Consider the following 21231-nt stretch of genomic DNA (forward strand, 5'->3'; position numbering starts at 1 on the left):
GACCCCGACCCGGCCATGATTCCGAGCCAGGGATGCCACCGGTCACAGCCCAGAGCACCCCAGACCGGACAAACCACCCAGACCTGGCCAGCGGGCGAGGCCTCAGGCTGTGCAGCCGGGCATGACCCACTCCGTATCGCCGATGTGGCGGTATCCGGGCGGCGCGATACCCCAACATCGGCGACATGGAGTGGATCATGGGGGATGGCCGGCCAGCGGCGGGGCGGATACCCGGACAAAGCGCCCAATTGCCTCGGAGTCGGTGGACGGTGTCAATGTCCCGGAGCGAGACGGAGCACAGCGCCCGGCGCAGGCCGAAGGCGTCCAGGCCGAAGGCGTCCAGGCCGAAGGCGTCCGAGCCGAAGGCGTCAGCGGGCCCCGCCTCTAATCCGTCAGGCGGGAGCGCACCTTCGCGGCGCAGGCGTCCAGGACCGTTTGTGCGTCCAGCCCCAGGCTCTCGATGGCCACCAGCGCCGTGAAGGCGACGTCGGCCAACTCAGCTGCGACGTCCTCGCGGGTGTGTGTGACGCCCTTGCGCGGATTCTGCCCGAGCAGACCGATCCAGGCGGCTGAAGCCTCCCCCGCCTCCTCCGTCAGCTTGAGGATGCGGCAGGTCAGTTCGGTCTGCCCAGTGCCGTTCGCCGTGTCCAACCAGCTGCGCGACGCACGGGCCGCCTCCCAGATCGACTTGTCCACGCCGACCAGTCAACCCGACCGGCCCGCCGACCCTGGCAAGCGGGGGGTGCCAACGACCAGCGCGTGGCCGACGAGAAGGGTCGCCCGGTTGGCACACGGCTGCGGGTAGTCCTCAGCCACTCGTCGAGGCGTACGGACTGGTCTGATCGGCCGGACAGGTGCGCTTGACCGGCCGGTCAGCGCAGCCATTGACACTGATCGACCGGAGTCCTAGGTTCAGGTCGCCACCGGCCGGTAGGCAACCGTCCCGCCTGGTCGCCCCCGGGCGACATCCGTCCGATGGGGAGCATCGATGCTGTCCACACCCGTTCGTACCCTCCGCCGCCTGCTTGCCGCCACCGCGACGTTGACCCTTGCGGTCGGGCTGGCTGGTGCCGCGCCGGCCAGCGCCACCGGTCGCGACCCGAGCGGCGGCCAGCCGCTGCCCGGGTACACCATCGAGAATCCGCCGTTGGCCCCGCTGGTCGTGGGTGGCAATCCGACGACGGTACGCCAGGGCGTGCACCGCCACGCCGGGTACATCATCGAGGTCCCCGCCCGGTGGAACGGCGACCTGGTGCTGTGGGCGCATGGCTACCGCGGCCAGGCCACGGTGCTCTCGCCGGAGCCGCCGGGCTTCGGGTTGCGTCAACGTCTCCTGGAGCAGGGGTACGCCTGGGCGTCGTCCTCGTACGACCGTAACGGCTTCGACATCCGCTCCGGGGTGTTCGGGACCAAAGATCTCGCCGACCACTTCGGACGGACGGTTAGCCGACCACACCACACTTATCTCGCCGGGGTGTCGATGGGCGGGTACGTCATCGGTCGCTCCCTGGAGCAGTATCCCGGCTCCTACGACGGGGCGCTGCCGATGTGCGGGGTGCTCGGCGATCAGACGTTGCTCGACTTCTACCTGGACTACAACCTGGTCGCGCAGTCGCTCGCCGGGGTGCCGGCCTACCCCACGCCGGCTGACTATCTGACCAACGCGGCGCCCCGCATCCAGGTGGCGCTCGGTCTGGCCGGGCTGACTCCCACCGGGCCGGACACCACCACCGACCGGGGCAAGCAGTTGCGGGCGATCACGGTGAACCGTTCGGGCGGGGCACGCCCGGGTGCGGACGCGGCGTTCACGGTCTGGAAGGACTTCCTCTTCTCGATCATGGCGACGAGTGGCGGTGACTCCCCCGCCGAGCGGCCCGGTCAGCTCTCCACCAACCTGCTGACCCGTTACACCCCGAACAGCCCGGTCAACGTCAACGCCACCGTGCAGCGGGTCGCCCCGGAGAACCTCGTGCAGCGGCTCCTGCCGACGCTGACCGAGGTGCCGCGAATCGCCGGTCGGCCCACCGCGCCGGTGCTCAGCCTGCACGGCCTCGGCGACCTGTTCGTACCGTTCAGCATGGAGCAGGCGTACGCCACCGACGTGGCGCGCAACGGTCGCGGCAAGGTGGTCGTGCAGCGGGCCATCCGGACCACGCAGCACTGCGAGTTCAGCCCGGCCGAGGCCGGCGCCGCCTGGGATGACCTGGTGTCCTGGGTACGCACCGGCAAGCGCCCGGCCGGCGACAACGTGACGAACCCGGCGGTGGTTGGCCGACCCGACTATGGCTGCCGGTTCAGCGACCGGGACGCGTACGCCGCTGGCGTCGGCACCCGCCGCCTCTACCCCGCCTGCTGACACACTCGGGATACGACGACACCGGCCGGCCCCCTGATCGGGGCCGGCCGGCGTGTGTCGCCTGGTGTCACCAGATCTGCTGGACGATGTCCGCGGCCTGCTCTTCCCACTGCGCGTAGGCGTACGGGAAGGCGGACACCTGAACGGTCTGCGCGGCGGCGGTCAGCGGCAGGTCCTGCCAACCTGCGATGTTCTTGAGTGCGGTGAAGAAGGCCGTGGCGGCGTACTCCGGGTCAGTGACCTGGTCAGGCGTGCCCCAACCGGACGACGGGCGCTGCTGGAACAGGCCCTGCGAGTCGTGGTCGTTGTACGCGCCGAGGTGACCGAGGTTGTACAGCTTCGACTCCTGCAACGAGGTGGCGACGCCGATCACTGCTCCCCGGTCACCGACACCGGTCTTCTTGGCGGCGTGGACGATCGCCCGGGCGTTGGCCAGTTGCGCGTCGTCGAGCGGAATACGCGACTGCGCGCCTTCGATGCCGTGCGGAATCAGCTGGTCGCGGCTGGGCTTGCCGGCCGGCGGCTTGCCGGTGGCGGAGCCCGTGGTCAGCCCCGACTCGACGGGCTGGTCCTCTTGGTGCGCCGGGGTGGCAGCCTTGTCGGCAGCCTTGTCAGCAGTCTTGTCAGCAGCCTTGCCGGCAGTCTTGCCGGTGGCGAGGTCGATGGCGGCGACGGCGCCCTGGTGCGGTCCGGTGGTGACCGGGGCGGCGGTAGCGGTCGGCGCGAGCGCCAGACCGCCGAGGGCGGCGACACCCACCACGCTCAGCGCGGTCTTGCGGTACGAGTCCTTGGCGATGGCGGGGAGCCATCGGGTGAAGTCGACCTTCACGATGGTGGCCCTCTCGATCGTGCGGAGCGCTCCGGGGTGAACGCTCCTCGGGAGTTGTCCGCGGAAGAGGGTTTGAGCTCCGACGGTACGGGGGACACAACCGGGCTCACGTGTCGGGCATTCCGGAAATGCCGGTCCCTCGGCAACGCGCGGCCCTGGCCACTCTCGGGAATCGGACGACCAGTCCGTCTCCTCACCCGAGCGACGGCGACCGACCCGTCTCCTCACCGATCCGGGCGACAAGCGCGTGATCCACTCCATATCGGCGATCTGGTGGTGTCCCGGCACGCGGATGCCCCAATGTCGGGGATATGGAGTCGACCTCCCGCCGCAACCGGCGCCAACCCGGATCGGCGCAGGGCCATTCTTGAGCGACCTCAAGGGCACCGGGCAATCGCGGAACCGGATCAACTCACGGAACGGACAATCTCCCCGAACAGCCCCCGAACCGGACGACCGGCCCAGCCCAGGCCAACGGACCGCTCACGACTCAGGACGACGGGCGCATGATCCACACCATATCGGCGACCTGGTGGTGTCCCGGCACACGGATACCGCAATGTCGGGGATATGGAGTCGATCTCCCGCCGCAACCGGCGCCAACCCGGACCAGCGCAGGCCGGCTCCACAGCGAATACGACGAAGCCGGTCACGGCCCAGCGCGGGACAACGGACCCCGCTGGCCGACTCAGCCCGACAGGACAGACCCGGTCACGACTCAGCCCGGCACGACAGACCCGGTCACGACTCAGCCCGGCACGACAGACCCGGTCACGACTCAGCCCGGCACGACAGACGCCCGGGACAAATCATCCGACAACGGCGGGCCGGCTCAGCCGTTGCCGTCGCGTCCGGGGTGCGCGCCGTCCGACCCTGCCGGTTCGTCTCGCAGCTCCTCAAAGACGGTGATCTGCAGGTCTGCGGGGGCGTCGAGGCGGGAGTTGAGGGACTGCCACGGCGTGCGCGTGGGCGGCGCGATCTCGTTCGCCCCGGCGGCGACCAGTCGGGCCGTCGTCGCCCTGGCGTCGTCCACCTCGAAGGCCACCCGGATGCGGGGCGCGACCTGACGGCCCACCTCGACCTCGTCGATCATGCGTTTCTGTGCCGGGTTGGCGATCTCCAGGGTGGCCCGGCCGGCGTCCAGGATCACCACCCGGGCGTCTCCGTCGCCGCTGAAAGCCGCCTCCTCGGGCAGGCCGAGCGCGTCGCGGAAGAACGCGACGGCGGCCTCGTGGTCCGCTGCCTCCACCACGAGGCGCAGCTGACGGACAACGGGGACGTGCGAGTCGTCGACCATGGATGGGATCCTAAGGCCGCCTTGCCGGATCGCCGCCCGGACTCCGCCTCGGCTCGACCGCCGCATGAAACAGGCCTTGGCGTCGCGACGGCGCTAGGTTGGGACCGTTCGGGAGGGAGCAGACCGGTGGACGAGGCAGGTGGCGACGACGGGTACGTGCTGCATCCGGTGGGGCGGGTCCTCTCGCCGCTGACCGACGCGGCGAGCGCCCCCCGGCAGGGCGACGAGGGTGCGCCGACGGCGTGGTTGGTCTTCGATCCGCAGGTCGAGCAGGCCCTGCGCGACCTGCGGGTCGGTGCGGAGCTGTTGGTGTTGACCTGGCTGGACCGCGCCCGACGCGACGTGTTGGCGGTGCATCCCCGCGGCGACGAGAGCCGGCCGGAGACAGGGGTGTTCAGCACCCGGTCACCGCACCGGCCCAACCCCATCGGGCTGCACCGGGTGCGGGTCCTGGCGGTGGACGGGCTGTGCGTCGAGGTGGCCGACCTGGAGGCGCTGGACGGCACCCCGATCCTGGACGTCAAACCGGTGCTGGGCGCGGTCGACGAGCGCTGAGCCCGCCGACCACGCCCCAACCAGCAGGAGTCAGTGACCCCGGGCCAGCCACTCCTGCAGATGCGGAGCCTCCGCGCCGATCGTCGTGTCGTCCCCGTGGCCGGTGTGCACGACCGTCTCCCCCGCCAGGGTGAGCAGGCGGGTTTGGATCGACCGGACGATGGTGTCGAAATCGCTGTACGAGCGGCCGGTCGCACCGGGGCCGCCGGCGAAGAGGGTGTCGCCGGTGAACACCACACCCAGATTCGGGGCGTGGAAGCTGCACGCGCCGGGGCTGTGCCCGGGGGTGTGCAGCACCCGCAGCGTGGTGCCGGCCACCTCGATGTTCTGCCCGTCGTGCAGCTCGCCGTGCGGCGGCAGGTGCGGGTGGACCATGTCCCAGAGGACCCGGTCGGCGGCGTGCAGCAGCACGGGCGCGCCGGTGGCCTCGGCCAGCTCGGGTGCCACCCGGACGTGATCGTCGTGGGCGTGGGTGGCCAGGATCGCCCGGACCTGCCGGTCGCCCACCAGGGCGAGGATCGTGGCTACATCGTGCGGCGCGTCCAGCACGACGCACTCGCTGTCGTCGCCGATCACCCACACGTTGTTGTCCACGTCGAAGGTCTGCCCGTCGAGGGAGAACGTGCCCGAGGTGACCGCGCGGTCGACCCGGGCGGTCATCAGAACACCACCACCGAGCGGAGCACGTCGCCGTGGTGCATCCGGTCGAACGCGTTCTCGACCTGGTCGAGCGCGATCTCCTCGGTGACGAACGCGTCCAGGTCGAGCCGGCCCTGCAGGTACAGCTCGGTGAGCATGGGGAAGTCACGGCTGGGCAGGCAGTCGCCGTACCAGCTGGACTTGAGGGCGCCACCGCGCCCGAAGACGTCCAGCAGCGGCAGCTCGATCTGCATCTGCGGGGTCGGAACGCCGACCAGCACCACCGTGCCGGCCAGGTCCCGCGCGTAGAACGCCTGCTTCCAGGTCTCCGGTCGGCCCACCGCGTCGATCACGACATCGGCACCGAAGCCGCCGGTGGCGGCACGGATCGCCTCGACGGGATCGGTTTCGGAGGCGTTCACAGTGTGCGTGGCGCCGAACTTGCGGGCCCAGTCCAGTTTGCGGCTGTCGGTGTCCACCGCGACGATCGTCGTCGCGCCGGCAAGGGCCGCACCAGCGACCGCCGCGTCCCCGACGCCGCCGCACCCGATCACCGCGACCGAGTCGCCGCGGGTGACGTTGCCGGTGTTCATTGCCGCGCCCAGCCCGGCCATCACCCCGCAGCCGAGCAGACCCACGGCAGCCGGTCGGGCCGCCGGGTCCACCTTGGTGCACTGCCCGGCGTGCACCAGGGTCTTCTCGGCGAACGCGCCGATGCCCAGCGCCGGGGCCAGCTCGGTGCCGTCGGTCAGGGTCATCCGCTGCTTGGCGTTGTGGGTGTTGAAGCAATACCACGGGCGACCCCGGCGGCAGGCGCGGCAGACGCCGCAGACCGCACGCCAGTTGAGCACCACGAAATCGCCCGGGACAACGTCGGTGACGCCCTCGCCCACCTGTTCGACGATGCCCGCCGCCTCGTGACCGAGCAGGAACGGGTACTCGTCGTTGATGCCACCCTCGCGGTAGTGCAGGTCGGTGTGGCAGACGCCGCAGGACTGGATCCGGACGATCGCCTCACCGGGCCCGGGATCGGGCACGACGATGGTGGTGACCTCGACCGGCGCGCCCTTACTGCGGGAGATGACTCCCCGGACTTCCTGGCTCACTTCGCCTCCTGCTGGTGGTGTGCGGCAGGGCCGGGCGCCGGGTGGGCAGATGCGCCACGGGCTCGGCGGTGGGCCCCCCGGCGAACCTACCGCGACCACCACGGCCAGCCCAGCCGGCCCGGCGGGTTATCGCGAGCAGTCCGGGGTACGCGGGCCCCATTCGACCACGGCCATCGGGAGTGACCATGAAGCTCGCGCACCTGCCGCTGCGGGTCAGCATCGGCGCGTACTTTCTCAACTCGGGTCTGGAGAAGCGCAGCCTGGAGGGTGCCGCTGCGGAGGGCATGCACGGGATGGCGGTCGCCGCCATGCCGCAACTCGCCCAGCTGGATCCACCGCGCTTCGCCAAGCTGCTGTCGTACTCGGAGATCGCGCTGGGGGGCGCTCTGCTCGCGCCGTTCGTCCCGGCGCCCCTGGTCGGGCTGGGTCTGACGGCGTTCGGCGCGGGCCTGATCCAGTTGTACCTGAAGACGCCGGGGATGCGGGAGCCGGGCAGCATCCGACCGACGCAGCAGGGCGCCGGGATCGCCAAGGACGTCTGGCTGGTCGGCGCCGGGCTGACGCTGGTGTTGGAGGGGCTGACCCACGGCCGTCGGCGCCGGTGATCGCAGCCTGAGGAGCTGCGTTGACCGTTCCGCGTTCGGTGCGGCCGTTCTACCGGCCAATGAGGCCCCGTCGCCGCGACGAGCCGCACCGGGCGGCCACCCCGTTGGAACTCTTCTTCGACCTGTGTTTCGTGGTGGCGGTCGCGCAGGCGGCGAGCAGCCTGCACCACGACGTCGCTGAGGGGCACCTCGGCCACGCGGCGACAAGCTACGCCATGGTGTTCTTCGCGATCTGGTGGTCGTGGGTGAACTTCACCTGGTTCGCCTCGGCCTACGACACCGACGACGATGTCTACCGGATCACCACGCTGGTGCAGATCTCCGGGGCGTTGATCCTGGCAGCCGGGGTGCCACGCGCCTTCGCCGGCGGCGATTTCGCCGTCATCACCTACGGGTACGTGGTGATGCGGCTGGCTGCCGTCGTGCAGTGGAGTCGAGCGGCCGCCGGCGACCCCACGCACCGCCTGGCGGCGCGCCGCTACGCGATCGGCGTGACGGTGGTGCAGCTCGGCTGGCTGCTGCGGCTGGTGCTGCCCGCCGAGTGGGGCATCGCGTCGTTCGTGCTGCTGGGGCTGGCCGACCTGCTGGTGCCGGCGGTGGCCGAACGCCCCGGCATGACCCCGTGGCACCCCCGGCACATCACCGAGCGGTACGGGCTGTTCACTCTGATCGTGCTCGGCGAAGCGGTCCTGGCCATCTCGATGGCCATCCAGACCGGGCTCGACGCCGGTGAGCATGGCCTCTGGTCGCTGGCGGCGGCCGGCGCGGTCATCGTGTTCGCCCTCTGGTGGCTCTACTTCGACCGGCCGATCGAGGCGCCCTCCCGGCTGCCGTACTCCCTGATCTGGGGTTATGGCCACTACCTGATCTTCGCGGCGATCGCCGCGATCGGTGCCGGGCTGGGGGTTTGGGTGGATGTCGAGCGGCACCGCACGGACATTTCCGGGATCACCGCCGGGTACGCGGTGGCCACCCCGATCGCCGTCTTCCTGCTCACGGTCTGGGTGCTGCACGTACGCCGCCAGCAGCACGGCGTGGTGGTCGTCGCCTTCCCGGTCGTCGCGTTGCTGGCCCTGCTCGCTCCGCTCGGACCAACCCCGGTGTACGTGCTCGCAGCGCTGCTTGTCGCTCTCGTGACGCTGACCGTGCTGGTGCGCCGCGAGGCGGTGCTGGCACAGGAGGAGAACCGGCGCGGCACACCACAGTGACCGCGCCGCCGGTCACGCCGGCGCGGTGACCTCTGCGGCTCGGGAGAACCGCACACCCGCGTCGGTGAGACTGCCGTGCCGCATCAGCAGCACATCGCGGGGGTAGTTCTGGTGCAGCCGCCACGGCGCGGTCGCACCCTGCTTGGGCAGCGCGTCGACGGCGCGCAGCACGTAGCCGGAGCGCAGGTCGATGAGCGGCACCCGCTCGGCATCGGGCGGTGGGAGCGGGGTGACGATCTGCTGGTCGGTGCGGTCCAGGTGGCGCAGCAGTCGGCAGACGTAGCCGGCGACCAGGTCGGCCTTGAGCGTCCAGGACGCGTTGGTGTAGCCGATGGTCAGGGCGAAGTTCGGCACGCCCGACACCATCATGCCCTTGTAGGCGACGGTGCTCGCGAGGTCGACGTCGACGCCGTCCACCCGCAGCGTCAGGCCACCGAGGGCGAGCAGGTTGAGCCCGGTCGCGGTGATCACGATGTCGGCGGGCAACTCCGCGCCGGAGGTCAACCGGGCACCCTGCGCGGTGAAGGTGTCGATGGTGTCGGTGACCACCGACGCGTTGCCCTGCCGCACGGCCGTGAACAGGTCACCGTCGGGTGCCACGCAGAGCCGCTGATCCCACGGGTCGTAGCGCGGCGAGAAGTGCCGGTCGACGTCGTACCCCACCGGGAGCCGGCCCCGCGCGGCCCGGCGCAGCATCCGCTTCACCAGGCCGGGCGCACGCCGGCTGAGCTGGAAGTTGACGGTGGACAGCAGCACGTTCTTCCAACGCACCACCGGATACGCGGCCTTCGCGGGCAGCCAGCGCCGCAGCGCGCCGGCCAGCCGGTCACGCGAGGGCAACGCCATGACGTACGTCGGGGAGCGCTGGAGCATCGTCACGTGGGCGGCCCGCTGCGCCATCGCCGGCACCAGGGTGACCGCGGTGGCGCCACTGCCGATCACCACCACCCGCTTGCCGGTGTAATCGAGGTCGTCGGGCCAGTGCTGCGGGTGCACCAGCCGCCCGGTGTACGCGTCGACCCCGGGCAGGGGCGGCGTGTAACCCTCGTCGTAGCGGTAGTAGCCGGTGCAGGCGAAGAGGAACGAGCAGGTCACCACCACTGCCTCGGTGGTGTCGATGCGTTGGGCGTGCACCGTCCACCGGGCGGTGGCGCTGTCCCAAACGGCGCGCAACACCCGGTGGCCGAAGCGGATGTGCCGCTGCACGTCGTACTCTCGGGCGGTCTCCCGGACGTACTCGCGGATGGTCGTGCCGTCGGCGATGGCCTTCGGAGCGGTCCACGGCTTGAACGAGTAGCCGAGGGTGAACATGTCCGAGTCGGAGCGGATGCCCGGGTAGCGGAACAGGTCCCAGGTGCCGCCGATGGCGTCGCGTGCCTCCAGCACCGCGTACGTCTTGTCGGGGCAGTCGCGGCGCAGGTGGCAGGCCGCCCCGATGCCGGACAGGCCGGCGCCGATGATGAGCACGTCGACGTGGTCGGAGGCCATCGAGTTCCTCCATCCGGGGCGGTGGACGGACATTAACACCGCGCCCGGATGGCAAGAAACTAGTCGGACACCTTGGTGGACGTCATGATCCAGTTGGTCTCCCAGGTCTGCTCGCCGTCGACGGAGAACGCCTGTTCCCAGCGGGCCGTGGTCGCGCTGATGTCCGACCAGATGAACCGGCAGCGCACCGGCCGCCCCTCGTGCTGGTCGTCGGCGTAGAAGCGGCCGACGCCGTCGACGAAGCGGCCCACCATCGGCGGCTGCCCCAGCACGCCGTCGACGCTGCTCATCCAGTAGATCGACCACTCCTCGCGCACCGGGTCGAAGATCCGGACCGTGGCGCCCGCGGAACCCCTGGTCGGGAAGGTGATCTCGTCGAAGTTGCCGCCACCACCGAAGAAGCTGTGCGCGACCGACACCCCCGGAAATTCGTCCCACTCGTCGGAGCCCACCAACCGCTTGCGCAGCCGCCGGTTCACCACGTTCCACGTGCCCACATAGAAGTCGAAGTCGCCCATCAGCGGCCCACCGGCCCTTCCGCTCGTGTGTCGTCCAGATATCCAGCCAGGTTGGGGTGGTCCGGCGCAAGCATGTGGTGGACCCAGGCTGCCCGCTCGTGCTCCAGCACCGCCAACTCCCACACGCAGCCGACGGCGGGTCGACGTACCTCGACGAAGTGGGTCGGGTCGTCGTCCGGGCAGTTCAGCGCCGGTTGCCCGGCCGCGGCGACGCGGACCTCCAGCGCGTTGTCCCAGACCCAGGTGTACGCCAACAGATAGGCGCCGGTGTCCGCGCCCCGGTGCAGCACCACCCACCCGGCGGGCGGAGTTCCGTCGTCGACGACCTCGGCCAGCAGCGCGGGCAACATGTCGTACGCGGCCTTCTCCACCTCCGGTTCGAGCGGCCGTTCCGGCTGGTCGATGTGGTAGCGCTTGAGCTGCCGGCCGTCCACCACCACCGGTCCGGGCGTTCGTAGTTCCTTGTCGCGAAATGCCATGCCGGGACGGTAGGACCGGTCCCCTGACAACTAGTGTCAGTGAAGTGCGGGCTTCTCGACTTCTTTCCCTCCTCCTGCTGCTCCAGCAGCACGGCCGGCTGACCGCCACGCAACTCGCCGAGCGGTTGACCGTCTCCCCCCGCACGATCTACCGGGATGTGGAGGCACTGCACGCCGCCGGCATCCCCCTCTACGGAGAGGCCGGGCACGCCGGCGGCTACCAACTCGTCGACGGCTGGCGGACCAGACTGACCGGGCTGACCGCCGAGGAAGCCGACCGGCTCTTCCTCGCCGGGCTGCCCGGCCCCGCCGACGAGTTGGGCTATGGCGACGTGGTGGCCGCACTGCAACTCAAGCTGCACGCCGCCCTCCCCGCGCCGCTGCGCGACCGGGCGACCCAACTCCAGCAACGCTTCCACCTGGACACTCCCGGGTGGTATGCCGACGGTGACGCCTCCCCCGAGCTGGCCCGCACAGCCGAGGCGGTCTGGCGGCAGCACCGCATCGAGGTGCGCTACCGCGGCTGGAACGGCGAGGTGACCCGGGTGTTGGAGCCGTACGGCCTGGTGCTCAAGGGTGGCCGCTGGTACGTGGTGGCCGACCAACCCGGCCGGGGCGCGCCGGCGACCTACCGGGTCAACCAGATCCTCGCGCTGACTCCGCTGACACAGGAGTTCGACCGACCCGCCGACTTCGACCTGCCGGCCTGGTGGCGGGCGCACGTCGTGCAGTTCCGGGCCCGACTGCACCGCGACGAGGCCACCGTCCGGCTCTCCCCCGCCGGGCGGGCGCGACTGCGGGAGATCGGCAGCGACCCGGTGGTCACTGCGATGGATGCCAGCGCCGGCCAACCGGACGCGCAGGGCTGGGTGATCGCGGTGCTGCCGATCGAGTCGCTCACCCATGCCCACGGCGACCTGCTGCGCCTCGGCGCCGACGTCGAGGTGCTGACCCCGATCGCGCTACGCGAACGCCTGGCCGCCACGGCGACCGGGCTCGCCGCGCTCTACTGCCGATAACTGGACGGCCGCGTCGACACACCACCAGCCGAACCATGATCGGGCGTGACGTAGGTCGCTCACGTTGGCCGCTGGCACCGGTCTGGGAGACTCTGTGATCGTGGACGCGCTCTCGGTACGGGGACTTAGCCGCAACTTCGGCAACCTGGTCGTGCTCGACGACGTGAGCTTCACGCTCCCGGCGGGCAGGATCGCGGTGGTGCTGGGCCCCAACGGCAGCGGCAAGACCACCCTGCTGCGCTGTGTGGTCGGCGCCGACCGACCCGACGCGGGCGAGGTGCGGGTGCAGGGCCGCCGCGCCGACGAGACCGACCCTGAGGTGCGAGCGCTGGTGGCCGCCGCCCTGGACGACATCGACTTCTTCCCCGACCTGTCCGTGGTCGAGCACCTGGAGCTGGTCGCGTACGCACACGGGGGTAACGCCGAACCGGTCGAGGAGGTCCTCGCCGAGTTGGGCTTGGAGCCGGCCCGTGACCAGCTGCCGGTGACCCTGTCCAGCGGGCAGCGCCGCCGGCTGGCGCTGGCGTCGTGTTTCGTACGGCCACGCCGGGTGCTGGTCCTGGACGAGCCGGAGCAGCGGCTGGACGTACGCGGACGGCAGTGGCTCGCCGACCGGCTGCGCCGGGAACGGGACGCCGGCACCGCCGTGCTGCTGGCCTCGCACGACCCGGAGCTGATCGACGCGGTCGTCGACGAGCGCATCGAGATCGGCCGGTGACCGCCCCACCGGCCACGATCGCCGACCCGACGACCGGGGTGCCCACCGCCCGGCAACTGCGTGCGCACCTGCGCCGGGCCCGCAGCCGGCACCACGACCATTCGCTCGGCGATGTGCTGGGTGACGCGTACGTCATGGTCCTGTTCGTGGGCATGTACGGCTGGTTCGCGATCAGCGCCAGCCGCGACATACTGGATTCCCCGACGGTGGGGCAGGCTGAGCCGGGCGTGCGGTGGTGGCTGGCGGTCGCCGCGCTGCTGGCCGGCGCAGGCCTCGCCTGGCGTGGCCTGCGCGCCCTCGGCCCGCTGCTGGTCACACCGGCCACGCAGAGCTGGGCGACAAGCGCACCGGTGGACCGGCGGGCCTGGCTGGCACCGCGCTTCGTCATCCTGCTGGTCGGTGCCGCGGCGGGCACCGCGACGCTCGGGGTGGCCGTGGCGGCGCTCGGCGGTGTCACCGACCCGGCCGCGCTGGGCTGGGCGGCAGCAGCCGGCGCGGGATGGGGTGCGGCGGCGCTGGCGCTCAGCGTCGTCGCCCAGAGCAACAGCACGGGCCGACGGTGGCCAACGGTGGCCGGTGCGGTGCCGATGGTGGCGGCCGCCGTCCTCACCACCGTGGTGGTGCTCGTCGGTCACCTCGGCGACGGGCTGCCCCGGCCGGCGGCGATGCCGACCGTCGCGCTGTTCGCCCTCGCGGTGCCCCTCGCGGGTCTGGGCACGATCCTCGCGGTACGCGCACTGCCCCGGGTCGACCGGGCCACGCTGACCACCGGCGCCCAGTTCGCCAACGCTGCGGCCACGGCCACGATCCTGCTGGACCCGAGCCTGCTCGCCAGCCTGGTGGAGAGCCGGCGCTGGCGGCGGATCGGCCGGGTTCACAGTCGCCGGTTCCTGCCCGGCCCCGGCTGGTGGGCGCTGCTGCAGGCCGACGTACGCCGGCTGCGCCGCCACCCGAGCGCCCTGCTGATCTGGGCGGCCCTCATCGGAGTCCAGTACGCCGCCGCGCTCGCCCTGCCCGGGCTGGCCGGCGCCGCACAGGTGGTGTTCGCCTACCTCGCCGCCAACCGGCTGACCGGCGGCCTACGGTCGATCAGCCGCTCAGCCGGGCTGCGCCGGGCGCTCGGCGGCAGCGACGCCCTGCTGCGCGGGATCCACGTGGTGGTGCCGGCGATCGGCGCGGGCCTGTGGTGGTTGCTGACCATGCCGACCGTCGACCCGGGGCCGGCCTCGCTGGCACCGACGCTGGCGCTCGGAGTGGTGCTCGCCGTGTTCCGGGCCGGCACCCGCCCACCGATCGACTACGGCGGCGCGACGGTCAACACGCCGTTCGGGATGATCCCGATCGACCTGCTGCGTCAGGGCTCACGCGGGCCCGCGCTGCTCGCCGTGCTGGTCCTGGTCCAGCTGTTCCTGGGCTGAGCTCCCATGCCCATCCCCGCCATCCGGGCCCCGGGGGACGCACCCAGGTCGGACGCCGCCTTTGCTCTGCTTCAATCCAGGCAACACCCAGTGTCCGGATATCGGACGTGCGGTGTTGCCTCGGCTGAAGCAGAGCAAAGGCGGCGACGCGCATCTTGTTACCCCGCTGGCGAAGAGGCGCGCGGCGGCTCCGGCGGTGATCAGGAGGCCCGGCTGCGTCAGGCGGTGTCGCCGGGAACGAGGTGACGGTAGCCGGGGATCGTCTCGGCGAACCAGCCGGCGACGCTGGCCAGGCCACGCTCGTTGAGCTGCGCGTCGTGGATCGGGTACGTCGCCGCCGCGCCCACGGCACCAGCGAAGCGGATCGCCTCGTCGAGGCGCAACCACGACCCCTGGGCCGGGACGAGCAGGGTGTGCACCGGCTCGTCCGGCACGTGCAGCGAGTCGCCCGGGTGGTAGAGCCCGTCGCCGATCAGGTAGCCGAGGTTGGGGCAGTCGGGCTGTCCCTCGTGAATGAACGCGTGCCGACCGCCGTGGGCGCTGACCTCGATGCCGGCTGCCGTGAAGCGCTGCCCGGCGCCGACCCGGGTGACCGGCAGCGGGGCGAGATCCGGCAGCCGGGCGCCCTCGGGGGCGTACACGGGGACACCGAGGCCGGCCAGCCGCAACACGTCCACGTGGTCGGTGTGCTCGTGGGTGATCAGGACAGCGTCCGCGCCGACCAGGGCGCGAGGCTCGCTCCACGTTCCCGGGTCGACGACCAGCACCCCGCCGTCGTGCTCGACACGGACACAGGCGTGGGTGAATCGGGTGATCCGCATCCCGCCGACGGTACGTCGGGCGGTCAGCGGGCGGTCAGCCCCGCCGCCCGGCCGACACCCGAACGATGTACACGAACTGCACACCGAACGCCACCACCGCGACGAGCACCCCGGCGAGGACCGTCAGCACGCCCCCGACCCCCGCCGCCGCGGCCACCAGGGCGATGCCGAGCCCGCTCAGTACCGCGTTGACCGCACCCACCAGCGCGGCCGTGGTCAGCAGGAACTCCCATCGCCCCGGCGTCGTACCGACCAGGTTCCAGGCCGTGCTCATGGCGTCGTCGGCCATCACCGCGTCGGCGAAGAAGTCATGCTCGGCGGCGAACCGATGGTGGTAGTAGGCACGGATGCGCTGGATCCGCCGCAGGTCCAACGAGTTCTCCACGGTGGTCTCCACCAGCCGCAGGAACGTCAGCACCCCGATGATCACCAGGGTGGGCAGCACCGCGGCCAGGTAGGGCCGGACCACCTTGTCGTTTGTGGCGACGAAGCCGAGGCCGATCAGTGCCGCCGACAGGACGGACAGGAAGATGGTGGCGCGGCCGGTGGCCTCGGCGATGGTGCCGGCCCGGGACGTCTGCAACGCGTAGTGCTCGGTGGTCAGGGCGGTGAGGAGCGCCTTCTCCCGTTCACCGTCGTCCATCCCGCCCACCCTCCGCAGTCGCCCGACACCGTTACCGTCACCCTATGAGCGGTGGAGGTGGTCCAATCGGCGAACTGACCGACCCCGAACGGGACAGCGCGCAGCAAAGCGGGCACGTATTCTCCGAATTCCGGTGATCACCTCGCAGCGGTGGCGCCGACCGACGGCGGAAGGGGACCGGATGCCCGGGTGGGCTGGTCGGGGCGGGCGGCAACGACGCGCGTTCGTCGTCGGAGGGTCGCTGCTCGTGATCGCCGCCCTCATGCTGCTGGCCGCCTGGCTCAGCACCGGCTTCCTCAGTGACCTGCTGCTCAACCTCGGTTCCAGCGTGGTGCTCGCGGCCATCTCGTACGTCATCTTCGACCCGCTGTTCGAGGAGGCCCGCAAGGCGCGGGTGCAGGAGCACCTGAGCTTCGACCAGCAGACGTTCGTGACGCGGCTGCACCGCTCCGGTCGCCGGGTGCGCATCCTCGACACCTGGACGATCCTGCTGGAGCAGCGGTACCGCGAGGAGACCCTGACCGCGATCCGGGCAGCGCTCGCCAACGGCGCCCAGGTGCAGTTGCTCCTGCTCGACCCGGACTGCACCGCTGCCCAGCAGCGCTCCGAGGAGCTGGAACGGCAACGGGTGGACGTCCCGCGACAGATTCGCACCAACCTGCGCCACCTGGCCGCCTTCGCCGACGCCCTCGACTCCCGGCTGCGGCACCGCCTACAGGTCCGGCTCTACGACGCGTCCCCGTCGATCCAGCTCTACCAGTGGGACGGGCGTGCGCTGATCTCGTTCTTCCCGATCGGAAAGTTGTCGTTCAACGTGCCTCAGTTGGAGGTGGACATGGACAGCCCGTGGGGCGGGTTCGTGCACGCCCGGTTCGAGGAGCTGTGGGAGCACGAGCAGGCAACCCTGGATCTGGAGCGGTACTGGTCGGTCACGGTCACGTTGCGTCACGATGGCTCGGACGTGGTCGAGGTGCGGTTGCCGTACGCGACGGTGGACGGGCAGCACTACGTCGACTGCCGCGGGTTCCGGGTGACCGCGCCGCTGACCATGCGAGCCGCGTTGCCGCCCCGCGCACCCGGGGTACCCCCTGCGGTGTTCACACTGGCTGAGCCAACCGACGGGGACCGCACGCCGCCTGCCGTCGTGGAACGGCACTTCGACCAGAAGTACGGGCATGGCGACGGGGATCGGGAGATCTACCGCCTGGTTCCGCCACCGGGTGGCCCGCGTACCCCGGCACCCCGCGCCGCTGCGGCTGGTGACGCGCACGGACGGTAACCCCAGAATCGCCCGGTCGGCGCGGCGCGGCGTAATATTCGAGGCCCGCTCTGACGGTCAGGAGGACCATCCGCGTGTCGCCCAACCCCGCACCGGCCCAGCTACGCGCCGACTGCGAACGCTGCTTCGGGCTGTGCTGCGTGGTGCCGGCCTTCGCCGCGTCGGCGGACTTCGCCATCGACAAGCCGGCCGGGCAGCCCTGCCCCAACCTGCGCCCGGACCACCGTTGCGGCATCCACACCGACCTGCGGCAACGCGGATTCGCCGGTTGTACGGTGTTCGACTGCTTCGGTGCCGGTCAGCAGGTCGCCCAGGTCACCTTCGGCGGGCGGGACTGGCGCGACGCACCGGAGACGCTGCCGGGGATGGCGGAGGCGTTCGCCGTGCTGCGGCCGCTGCACGAGCTGCTCTGGTATCTCACCGAGGCGGTGGCGCTGCGCCTACCGGCCGACCTGCGCGACGGGTTGGAGCGTGCTCGTGCCGAGACCACGGCGCTCACCGAGGGTGATCTGACGCAGCTGCGTGCCGTGGACGCCGGCGCACATCGAGACCGGGTCAACCCGCTGCTGTCCCGGGCCAGCGACGCGGTCCGCTCTCCGGGGGGTGCCGACCACCGGGGTGCCCACCTGATCGGCGCCGACCTACGCCGGGTCGACCTACGCCGGGCCAACCTGCGCGGGGCGCTGCTGATCGGCGCCGACCTGCGTGGGGGCGACCTGAGCCTGGCCGACGTCACAGGCGCGGACCTGCGCGGGGCCGATCTGCGAGGCGCGGACCTGCGGGCCACCCTCTTCCTGCACCAGGCCCAACTGGACTCGGCGCGGGGCGACGCACGTGCCGGGCTGCCGGCGACGCTCACCCGGCCGACGCACTGGACGGCGTTGCCGCTCACCCCGCTACGCCAACCGTCCCGGGCCAACGCACCTGCCCGGCGGAGCCGGCGCCGCTGAGCGCGAGGTTTCGGCCCTGACGACGCCGGGTAGCCAGCGCCGACGCGGACCGGCATCGACGGGGGGCACGGCGTGGGCTACCGAAAGCGCGACGGTGAGCTGCCGGGTGACCCGCAGCACAGCGAGGACGAGGCCGGCCAGGTGCCGTTGGTGCAGGTCGAGGCGGACACCGAGGTCCCTCCGACGGACGGCACCGACGTACGGCCGGACATCGTGACCGAGGACGACAACTCGGGTGTCGCCGGCGGTTCGTCCGGCAGCAGCGGCGGCGGTTCCAGCATGCCCGGGCATCCGGACGCGACCCGCTGACGCAGGGTCAGCGGCTGGCCGGGGCCGCCGAACGTGCCTCAGTCATGCCCTTGTTGGCCAGCCCGTCGGCCCGCTCGTTCTCCGGGTGCCCGTTGTGCCCCTTGACCCACAGCCAGGTGACCTCGTGCCGCTCGCAGGCCGCCTCCAGCCGCTGCCACAGGTCGGCGTTCTTGACCGGCTGCTTCGCGGCCGTCCGCCAGCCGTTGCGTTTCCACGACGCCAGCCAGCTGGTGATGCCGTTGCGGACGTACGTGCTGTCGGTGTGCAACTCCACGGTGACCGGCCGGTTCAGGCTCTCCAACGCCTGGATGGCCGCCATCAACTCCATCCGGTTGTTGGTCGTCGGCGTGGCCTCGCCGCCGCACAACTCCCGCTCGTGGTCGCCGTAGCGCAGCAGCGCACCCCAGCCGCCCGGCCCGGGGTTGCCACTGCACGCCCCGTCGGTCCAGATCTGCACGCCTTTGCCGGCCACCGCGTCCACCATGCCCGGCAACCTACCGGTCGGTGCCGCCACCCTCCGTGCTCGGGGGGCCGCCGCGCCGAGGCGTCGGCACCGCACACGGTGCCCCACTCCCGGGGCAGCTCTACAGGCGGCGCAGGAGACGACGCCGGTCAGGTCAGACGGGGTGCTCCACCCGCGCCGGGCTCCGAGCCCAGCGGGTCGCCCACCACCGCGGGCGGAACGGCCGACGCCGGGCGGGTCGGGCGCAGCCGGTCGCGTACGCGGTGCGCCGCGTCGCCAGCGGTGGCGGCGATCATCGGCAGCAGCCGGGTCGAGTTCATGATCGCGACCTCCTCGGCCGGGGTGGTGACGCCGTCGAGGAAGCGCAGCACCCGCTCGGCCGGGTTGCGGTCGAAGAGCCGGTCGAAGAACTCGGGACCGCCCACCCCGCCCCGGTCCAGCGCCCGCAGGGCCACCGCGTCCATCCAGCGGTGTCGGCGCGGGTACGCCGCCGCGGGCACCGGCGGTCGGCCTGCCGCGAGGGCGCGGGCTACCTGGTCGGCCTGGCGGTACATGGCGGAGAACGTGAAGCCGGTGGACGGGCGGGTCGCACCACCAGCCGTGCCGAGCCGAATCACGCGGGGTGAGGGGTGGGCCAGGAACGGCGCATCGGTCATCGGGATCACGCCGTTCTCCACCTCGCGTACCCGCAGCCGGTGCGGGTCGAGTTGAAGCAGGTCCAGGTAGCCGGCCAGCGCCGCGTCGTATCCGGCGTCGCTGAGCAGACTCGGCGAGAACTCGGTGTACTCGACAAGCGCGTACCTGTCGCTCACCGGCAGCACGTACCCGAAGGAGACGCCTCGGGACGGCTGCGGGGTGCGGAAGTCCATCAGCACGGCACGCGCCGCGTCGAACGTGGCCCGGTCGGCCTCCAGCCACCAGCCGCGGAAGTGCTGCAACCACGTCGTCCGCCCCGCCCGTTCCGGTGGGCGGGGCCGGGAGTCGAGCACCCAGCCGGCCCGCACCCTCTGCCCGTCACCGACGCGCACCAGCACCCGTGTTCCGTCGTCGGTCACCGTGTCGGCGGGGGCGAGGATCCGGGTGGCGTCCAGCCGGCGCTCGGCCTCGGCAGCCCGGTCGTAGACCGGGCCGGAGCGGAGCATGGCGTACCGCAGCGGGGTCAGGTCCAGGACACGGCGGCGCGCCGCGGTGGCCACCTCGACCTGCTGCCAGCTCGCGCTGAGCAGCGGGTCCAGGTCGTCGTCCGGGTGGCCCCAGAACGCCCAGGTGCGGTCCTGACCGCGCCGGCGCACCGGGTCGACGACGGCGATCCGCAGGTCGCGGACATCGTGCCGGTCCAGTGCGGCGAGCAGCAACGACGCCGCGCCGCCGCCACCGAGCAGCGCGACGTCGACGTCGAGCGGCGCGGCAACGGTCACCGCACCACGCTGCCACACCGTAACCGCGGCGGCCAGGTTGACATGCAACCGATTGGTTGCCTAGGTTGACAGGCAACCAATCGGTTGCGCATGAAGGAGGGCTGATGGACGAGGCGTTCCGGGCGCTGGCCGATCCGAGCCGGCGTCAACTCCTCGACCGGCTCAACGAGCGCAACGGCCAGACCCTGCGGGAGCTCTGTGCCGGGCTGGCGACCACGCGGCAGGCGGTCAGCAAGCACCTGTCGGTGCTGGAGGCAGCCAATCTCGTCACGACCGCGCGGCGCGGCCGGGAGAAGTTGCACTACCTCAACGCCGCCCCGATCAACGCCATCGCCGACCGGTGGCTCAACCGCTACGACCGCGAGCGGGCGTCCGCGCTCGCGGACCTGACCGCAGCATTGGAGCGCCAGCCCATGGAGAGCCCTACGTTCGCCTACACCACGTACGTCACCACCACCCCGCAACGCCTGTGGGCCGCGCTCACCGAGCCGGCGTTCACCCGCCGCTACTGGGGTGGAGTCGCGCTGGTGTCGGACTGGCAGATCGGATCACCGGTGCTGTGGCAGGACGCGCCGGGCGACGAACCTCGTGACCTCGGCCAGCGGGTCCTGGTCGCTGAGCCATACCGGCGCCTCTCCTACAGCTGGCACGGCTTCCAACCCGAACACGCCGAGCATTTCGGCTGGTCCGCCGAGGAACTGGCCGCCCGGCTCGGCGAGCGCCGGTCGAGGGTGACCTTCGAGATCGAGCCGCACGGTGCCTCGGCCGTCCGGCTGACCGTCATTCACGACGACTTCTCCCCCGACAGCGAGATGCACCGGGCGATCAGCGGTCAGCTCGACGGCAGCGGAGGCTGGCCGGAACTGCTGGCCAGCCTCAAGACCCTGCTGGAGACCGGCGAGCCGATGCCCGAACCGCCCCAGGCCGGCTGACTTGTGCGGATCGTGGATAGGGCGCGAGGCGAAATCACGCCGGCCGGGTAGTGCATTTCCGCCGTCGTCGGCAATACCTCGCCTTCGACCCAGGGGCGACAGCCCGACCGGGACGGACATCGATCGGAGCACCGGTGCCGGTCGGGCCGTCCGGGCCTTTCCGCAGCTCTCCCCGCCTTCG

At 71.5% G+C, this 21231-nt stretch carries 23 protein-coding genes; 11 read left to right on the forward strand and 12 right to left on the reverse strand.

Features of this window, described 5'->3' with window-relative positions; genetic code table 11:
- Nucleotides 1–384 precede the first annotated feature (384 nt).
- Entirely contained in the window at nucleotides 385–696 is a 312-nt protein-coding gene (locus ACLQ28_RS29630; protein ID WP_425689555.1) for a MazG-like family protein, read from the reverse strand.
- Between the two features lie 292 nt (nucleotides 697–988).
- On the opposite strand from ACLQ28_RS29630, the gene ACLQ28_RS29635 reads away from it, so the two are divergent.
- Nucleotides 989–2356 (forward strand): hypothetical protein, encoded by a 1368-nt coding sequence (locus ACLQ28_RS29635; protein WP_425689556.1) that lies wholly within the window; start codon nucleotides 989–991, stop codon nucleotides 2354–2356.
- A 67-nt stretch (nucleotides 2357–2423) separates the two neighbouring features.
- Here ACLQ28_RS29635 and ACLQ28_RS29640 read toward each other — a convergent pair whose 3' ends face one another.
- Nucleotides 2424–3185: a hypothetical protein gene (locus tag ACLQ28_RS29640; RefSeq protein WP_425689557.1), complete on the reverse strand. Its 762-nt coding sequence runs from the start codon at nucleotides 3183–3185 to the stop codon at nucleotides 2424–2426.
- An 832-nt stretch (nucleotides 3186–4017) separates the two neighbouring features.
- A complete protein-coding gene (locus ACLQ28_RS29645) occupies nucleotides 4018–4482 on the reverse strand; it encodes a VOC family protein (protein WP_425689558.1) in 465 nt (154 codons plus the stop codon).
- 126 nt (nucleotides 4483–4608) lie between these two features.
- Between ACLQ28_RS29645 and tsaA the strand changes: the two genes are divergently transcribed.
- Nucleotides 4609–5037: a tRNA (N6-threonylcarbamoyladenosine(37)-N6)-methyltransferase TrmO gene (gene tsaA / locus ACLQ28_RS29650; RefSeq protein WP_425689559.1), complete on the forward strand. Its 429-nt coding sequence runs from the start codon at nucleotides 4609–4611 to the stop codon at nucleotides 5035–5037.
- A 30-nt stretch (nucleotides 5038–5067) separates the two neighbouring features.
- Here the strand turns inward: tsaA and ACLQ28_RS29655 are convergent, their stop codons facing one another.
- Nucleotides 5068–5697 (reverse strand): MBL fold metallo-hydrolase, encoded by a 630-nt coding sequence (locus ACLQ28_RS29655; RefSeq protein WP_425689560.1) that lies wholly within the window; start codon nucleotides 5695–5697, stop codon nucleotides 5068–5070.
- Nucleotides 5697–6782, reverse strand: a complete 1086-nt coding sequence (locus ACLQ28_RS29660; protein ID WP_425689561.1) for an S-(hydroxymethyl)mycothiol dehydrogenase — start codon at nucleotides 6780–6782, stop codon at nucleotides 5697–5699. Before ACLQ28_RS29660 ends, ACLQ28_RS29655 begins: the two co-directional genes overlap by 1 nt.
- A 185-nt stretch (nucleotides 6783–6967) precedes the next feature.
- On the opposite strand from ACLQ28_RS29660, the gene ACLQ28_RS29665 reads away from it, so the two are divergent.
- Nucleotides 6968–7387, forward strand: coding sequence for a hypothetical protein (locus ACLQ28_RS29665; protein ID WP_425689562.1), 420 nt, complete (start codon nucleotides 6968–6970; stop codon nucleotides 7385–7387).
- A gap of 20 nt (nucleotides 7388–7407) precedes the next feature.
- Nucleotides 7408–8595, forward strand: a complete 1188-nt coding sequence (locus tag ACLQ28_RS29670) for a low temperature requirement protein A (protein WP_425689563.1) — start codon at nucleotides 7408–7410, stop codon at nucleotides 8593–8595.
- 12 nt (nucleotides 8596–8607) lie between these two features.
- Here the strand turns inward: ACLQ28_RS29670 and ACLQ28_RS29675 are convergent, their stop codons facing one another.
- Genes ACLQ28_RS29675 through ACLQ28_RS29685 form a run of 3 tightly spaced genes read right to left on the reverse strand, consistent with a single transcriptional unit; the run spans nucleotide 8608 to nucleotide 11080 of the window.
- Nucleotides 8608–10083: a flavin-containing monooxygenase gene (locus tag ACLQ28_RS29675; protein WP_425689564.1), complete on the reverse strand. Its 1476-nt coding sequence runs from the start codon at nucleotides 10081–10083 to the stop codon at nucleotides 8608–8610.
- Between the two features lie 59 nt (nucleotides 10084–10142).
- Entirely contained in the window at nucleotides 10143–10601 is a 459-nt protein-coding gene (locus ACLQ28_RS29680; protein ID WP_425689565.1) for a hypothetical protein, read from the reverse strand.
- Nucleotides 10601–11080, reverse strand: coding sequence for a hypothetical protein (locus tag ACLQ28_RS29685; RefSeq protein WP_425689566.1), 480 nt, complete (start codon nucleotides 11078–11080; stop codon nucleotides 10601–10603). The genes ACLQ28_RS29680 and ACLQ28_RS29685 overlap by 1 nt, the downstream gene beginning before the upstream one ends.
- 44 nt (nucleotides 11081–11124) lie before the next feature.
- On the opposite strand from ACLQ28_RS29685, the gene ACLQ28_RS29690 reads away from it, so the two are divergent.
- The 3 genes from ACLQ28_RS29690 (at nucleotide 11125) to ACLQ28_RS29700 (ending at nucleotide 14235) form a co-directional block, all read left to right on the forward strand.
- Nucleotides 11125–12099: a helix-turn-helix transcriptional regulator gene (locus tag ACLQ28_RS29690; protein WP_425689567.1), complete on the forward strand. Its 975-nt coding sequence runs from the start codon at nucleotides 11125–11127 to the stop codon at nucleotides 12097–12099.
- A gap of 94 nt (nucleotides 12100–12193) precedes the next feature.
- Entirely contained in the window at nucleotides 12194–12817 is a 624-nt protein-coding gene (locus ACLQ28_RS29695) for an ABC transporter ATP-binding protein (protein ID WP_425689568.1), read from the forward strand.
- Complete coding sequence (locus tag ACLQ28_RS29700; RefSeq protein ID WP_425689569.1) at nucleotides 12814–14235, forward strand: DUF6297 family protein; 1422 nt, start codon at nucleotides 12814–12816, stop codon at nucleotides 14233–14235. Before ACLQ28_RS29695 ends, ACLQ28_RS29700 begins: the two co-directional genes overlap by 4 nt.
- A 218-nt stretch (nucleotides 14236–14453) precedes the next feature.
- On the opposite strand, the gene ACLQ28_RS29705 is transcribed toward ACLQ28_RS29700, so the two are convergent.
- Both ACLQ28_RS29705 and ACLQ28_RS29710 read right to left on the reverse strand, forming a co-directional pair.
- On the reverse strand, nucleotides 14454–15056 hold the full coding sequence (locus tag ACLQ28_RS29705) for an MBL fold metallo-hydrolase (protein WP_425689570.1): 603 nt from the start codon (nucleotides 15054–15056) through the stop codon (nucleotides 14454–14456).
- A gap of 34 nt (nucleotides 15057–15090) precedes the next feature.
- Complete coding sequence (locus tag ACLQ28_RS29710) at nucleotides 15091–15699, reverse strand: hypothetical protein (protein ID WP_425689571.1); 609 nt, start codon at nucleotides 15697–15699, stop codon at nucleotides 15091–15093.
- A 181-nt stretch (nucleotides 15700–15880) separates the two neighbouring features.
- Here ACLQ28_RS29710 and ACLQ28_RS29715 point away from each other — a divergent pair, with 181 nt between their 5' ends.
- The 3 genes from ACLQ28_RS29715 to ACLQ28_RS29725 all read left to right on the forward strand — a co-directional run bounded on the left by ACLQ28_RS29715 (nucleotide 15881) and on the right by ACLQ28_RS29725 (nucleotide 18237).
- Nucleotides 15881–16978: a DUF5919 domain-containing protein gene (locus tag ACLQ28_RS29715; RefSeq protein ID WP_425689572.1), complete on the forward strand. Its 1098-nt coding sequence runs from the start codon at nucleotides 15881–15883 to the stop codon at nucleotides 16976–16978.
- Nucleotides 16979–17052: 74 nt separating this feature from the next.
- Nucleotides 17053–17928 carry a pentapeptide repeat-containing protein gene (locus tag ACLQ28_RS29720; protein ID WP_425689573.1) on the forward strand — a complete coding sequence of 292 codons (876 nt, stop codon included), beginning with the start codon at nucleotides 17053–17055 and terminating at the stop codon, nucleotides 17926–17928.
- 72 nt (nucleotides 17929–18000) lie between these two features.
- The gene (locus ACLQ28_RS29725) at nucleotides 18001–18237 is read left to right on the forward strand and encodes a preprotein translocase YidC (protein ID WP_425689574.1); all 237 of its coding nucleotides are present in this window, start codon (nucleotides 18001–18003) and stop codon (nucleotides 18235–18237) included.
- Nucleotides 18238–18244: 7 nt separating this feature from the next.
- Here the strand turns inward: ACLQ28_RS29725 and rnhA are convergent, their stop codons facing one another.
- A complete protein-coding gene (gene rnhA, locus ACLQ28_RS29730; protein ID WP_425689575.1) occupies nucleotides 18245–18721 on the reverse strand; it encodes a ribonuclease HI in 477 nt (158 codons plus the stop codon).
- A gap of 128 nt (nucleotides 18722–18849) precedes the next feature.
- Nucleotides 18850–20136, reverse strand: coding sequence for a lycopene cyclase family protein (locus ACLQ28_RS29735; protein ID WP_425689630.1), 1287 nt, complete (start codon nucleotides 20134–20136; stop codon nucleotides 18850–18852).
- Nucleotides 20137–20222: 86 nt separating this feature from the next.
- Here ACLQ28_RS29735 and ACLQ28_RS29740 point away from each other — a divergent pair, with 86 nt between their 5' ends.
- Nucleotides 20223–21050, forward strand: coding sequence for an ArsR/SmtB family transcription factor (locus ACLQ28_RS29740; RefSeq protein ID WP_425689576.1), 828 nt, complete (start codon nucleotides 20223–20225; stop codon nucleotides 21048–21050).
- The last annotated feature ends 181 nt before the right edge of the window (nucleotides 21051–21231 follow it).

Source organism: Micromonospora sp. DT201 (genome assembly GCF_049841575.1).
Classification (GTDB): domain Bacteria; phylum Actinomycetota; class Actinomycetes; order Mycobacteriales; family Micromonosporaceae; genus Micromonospora.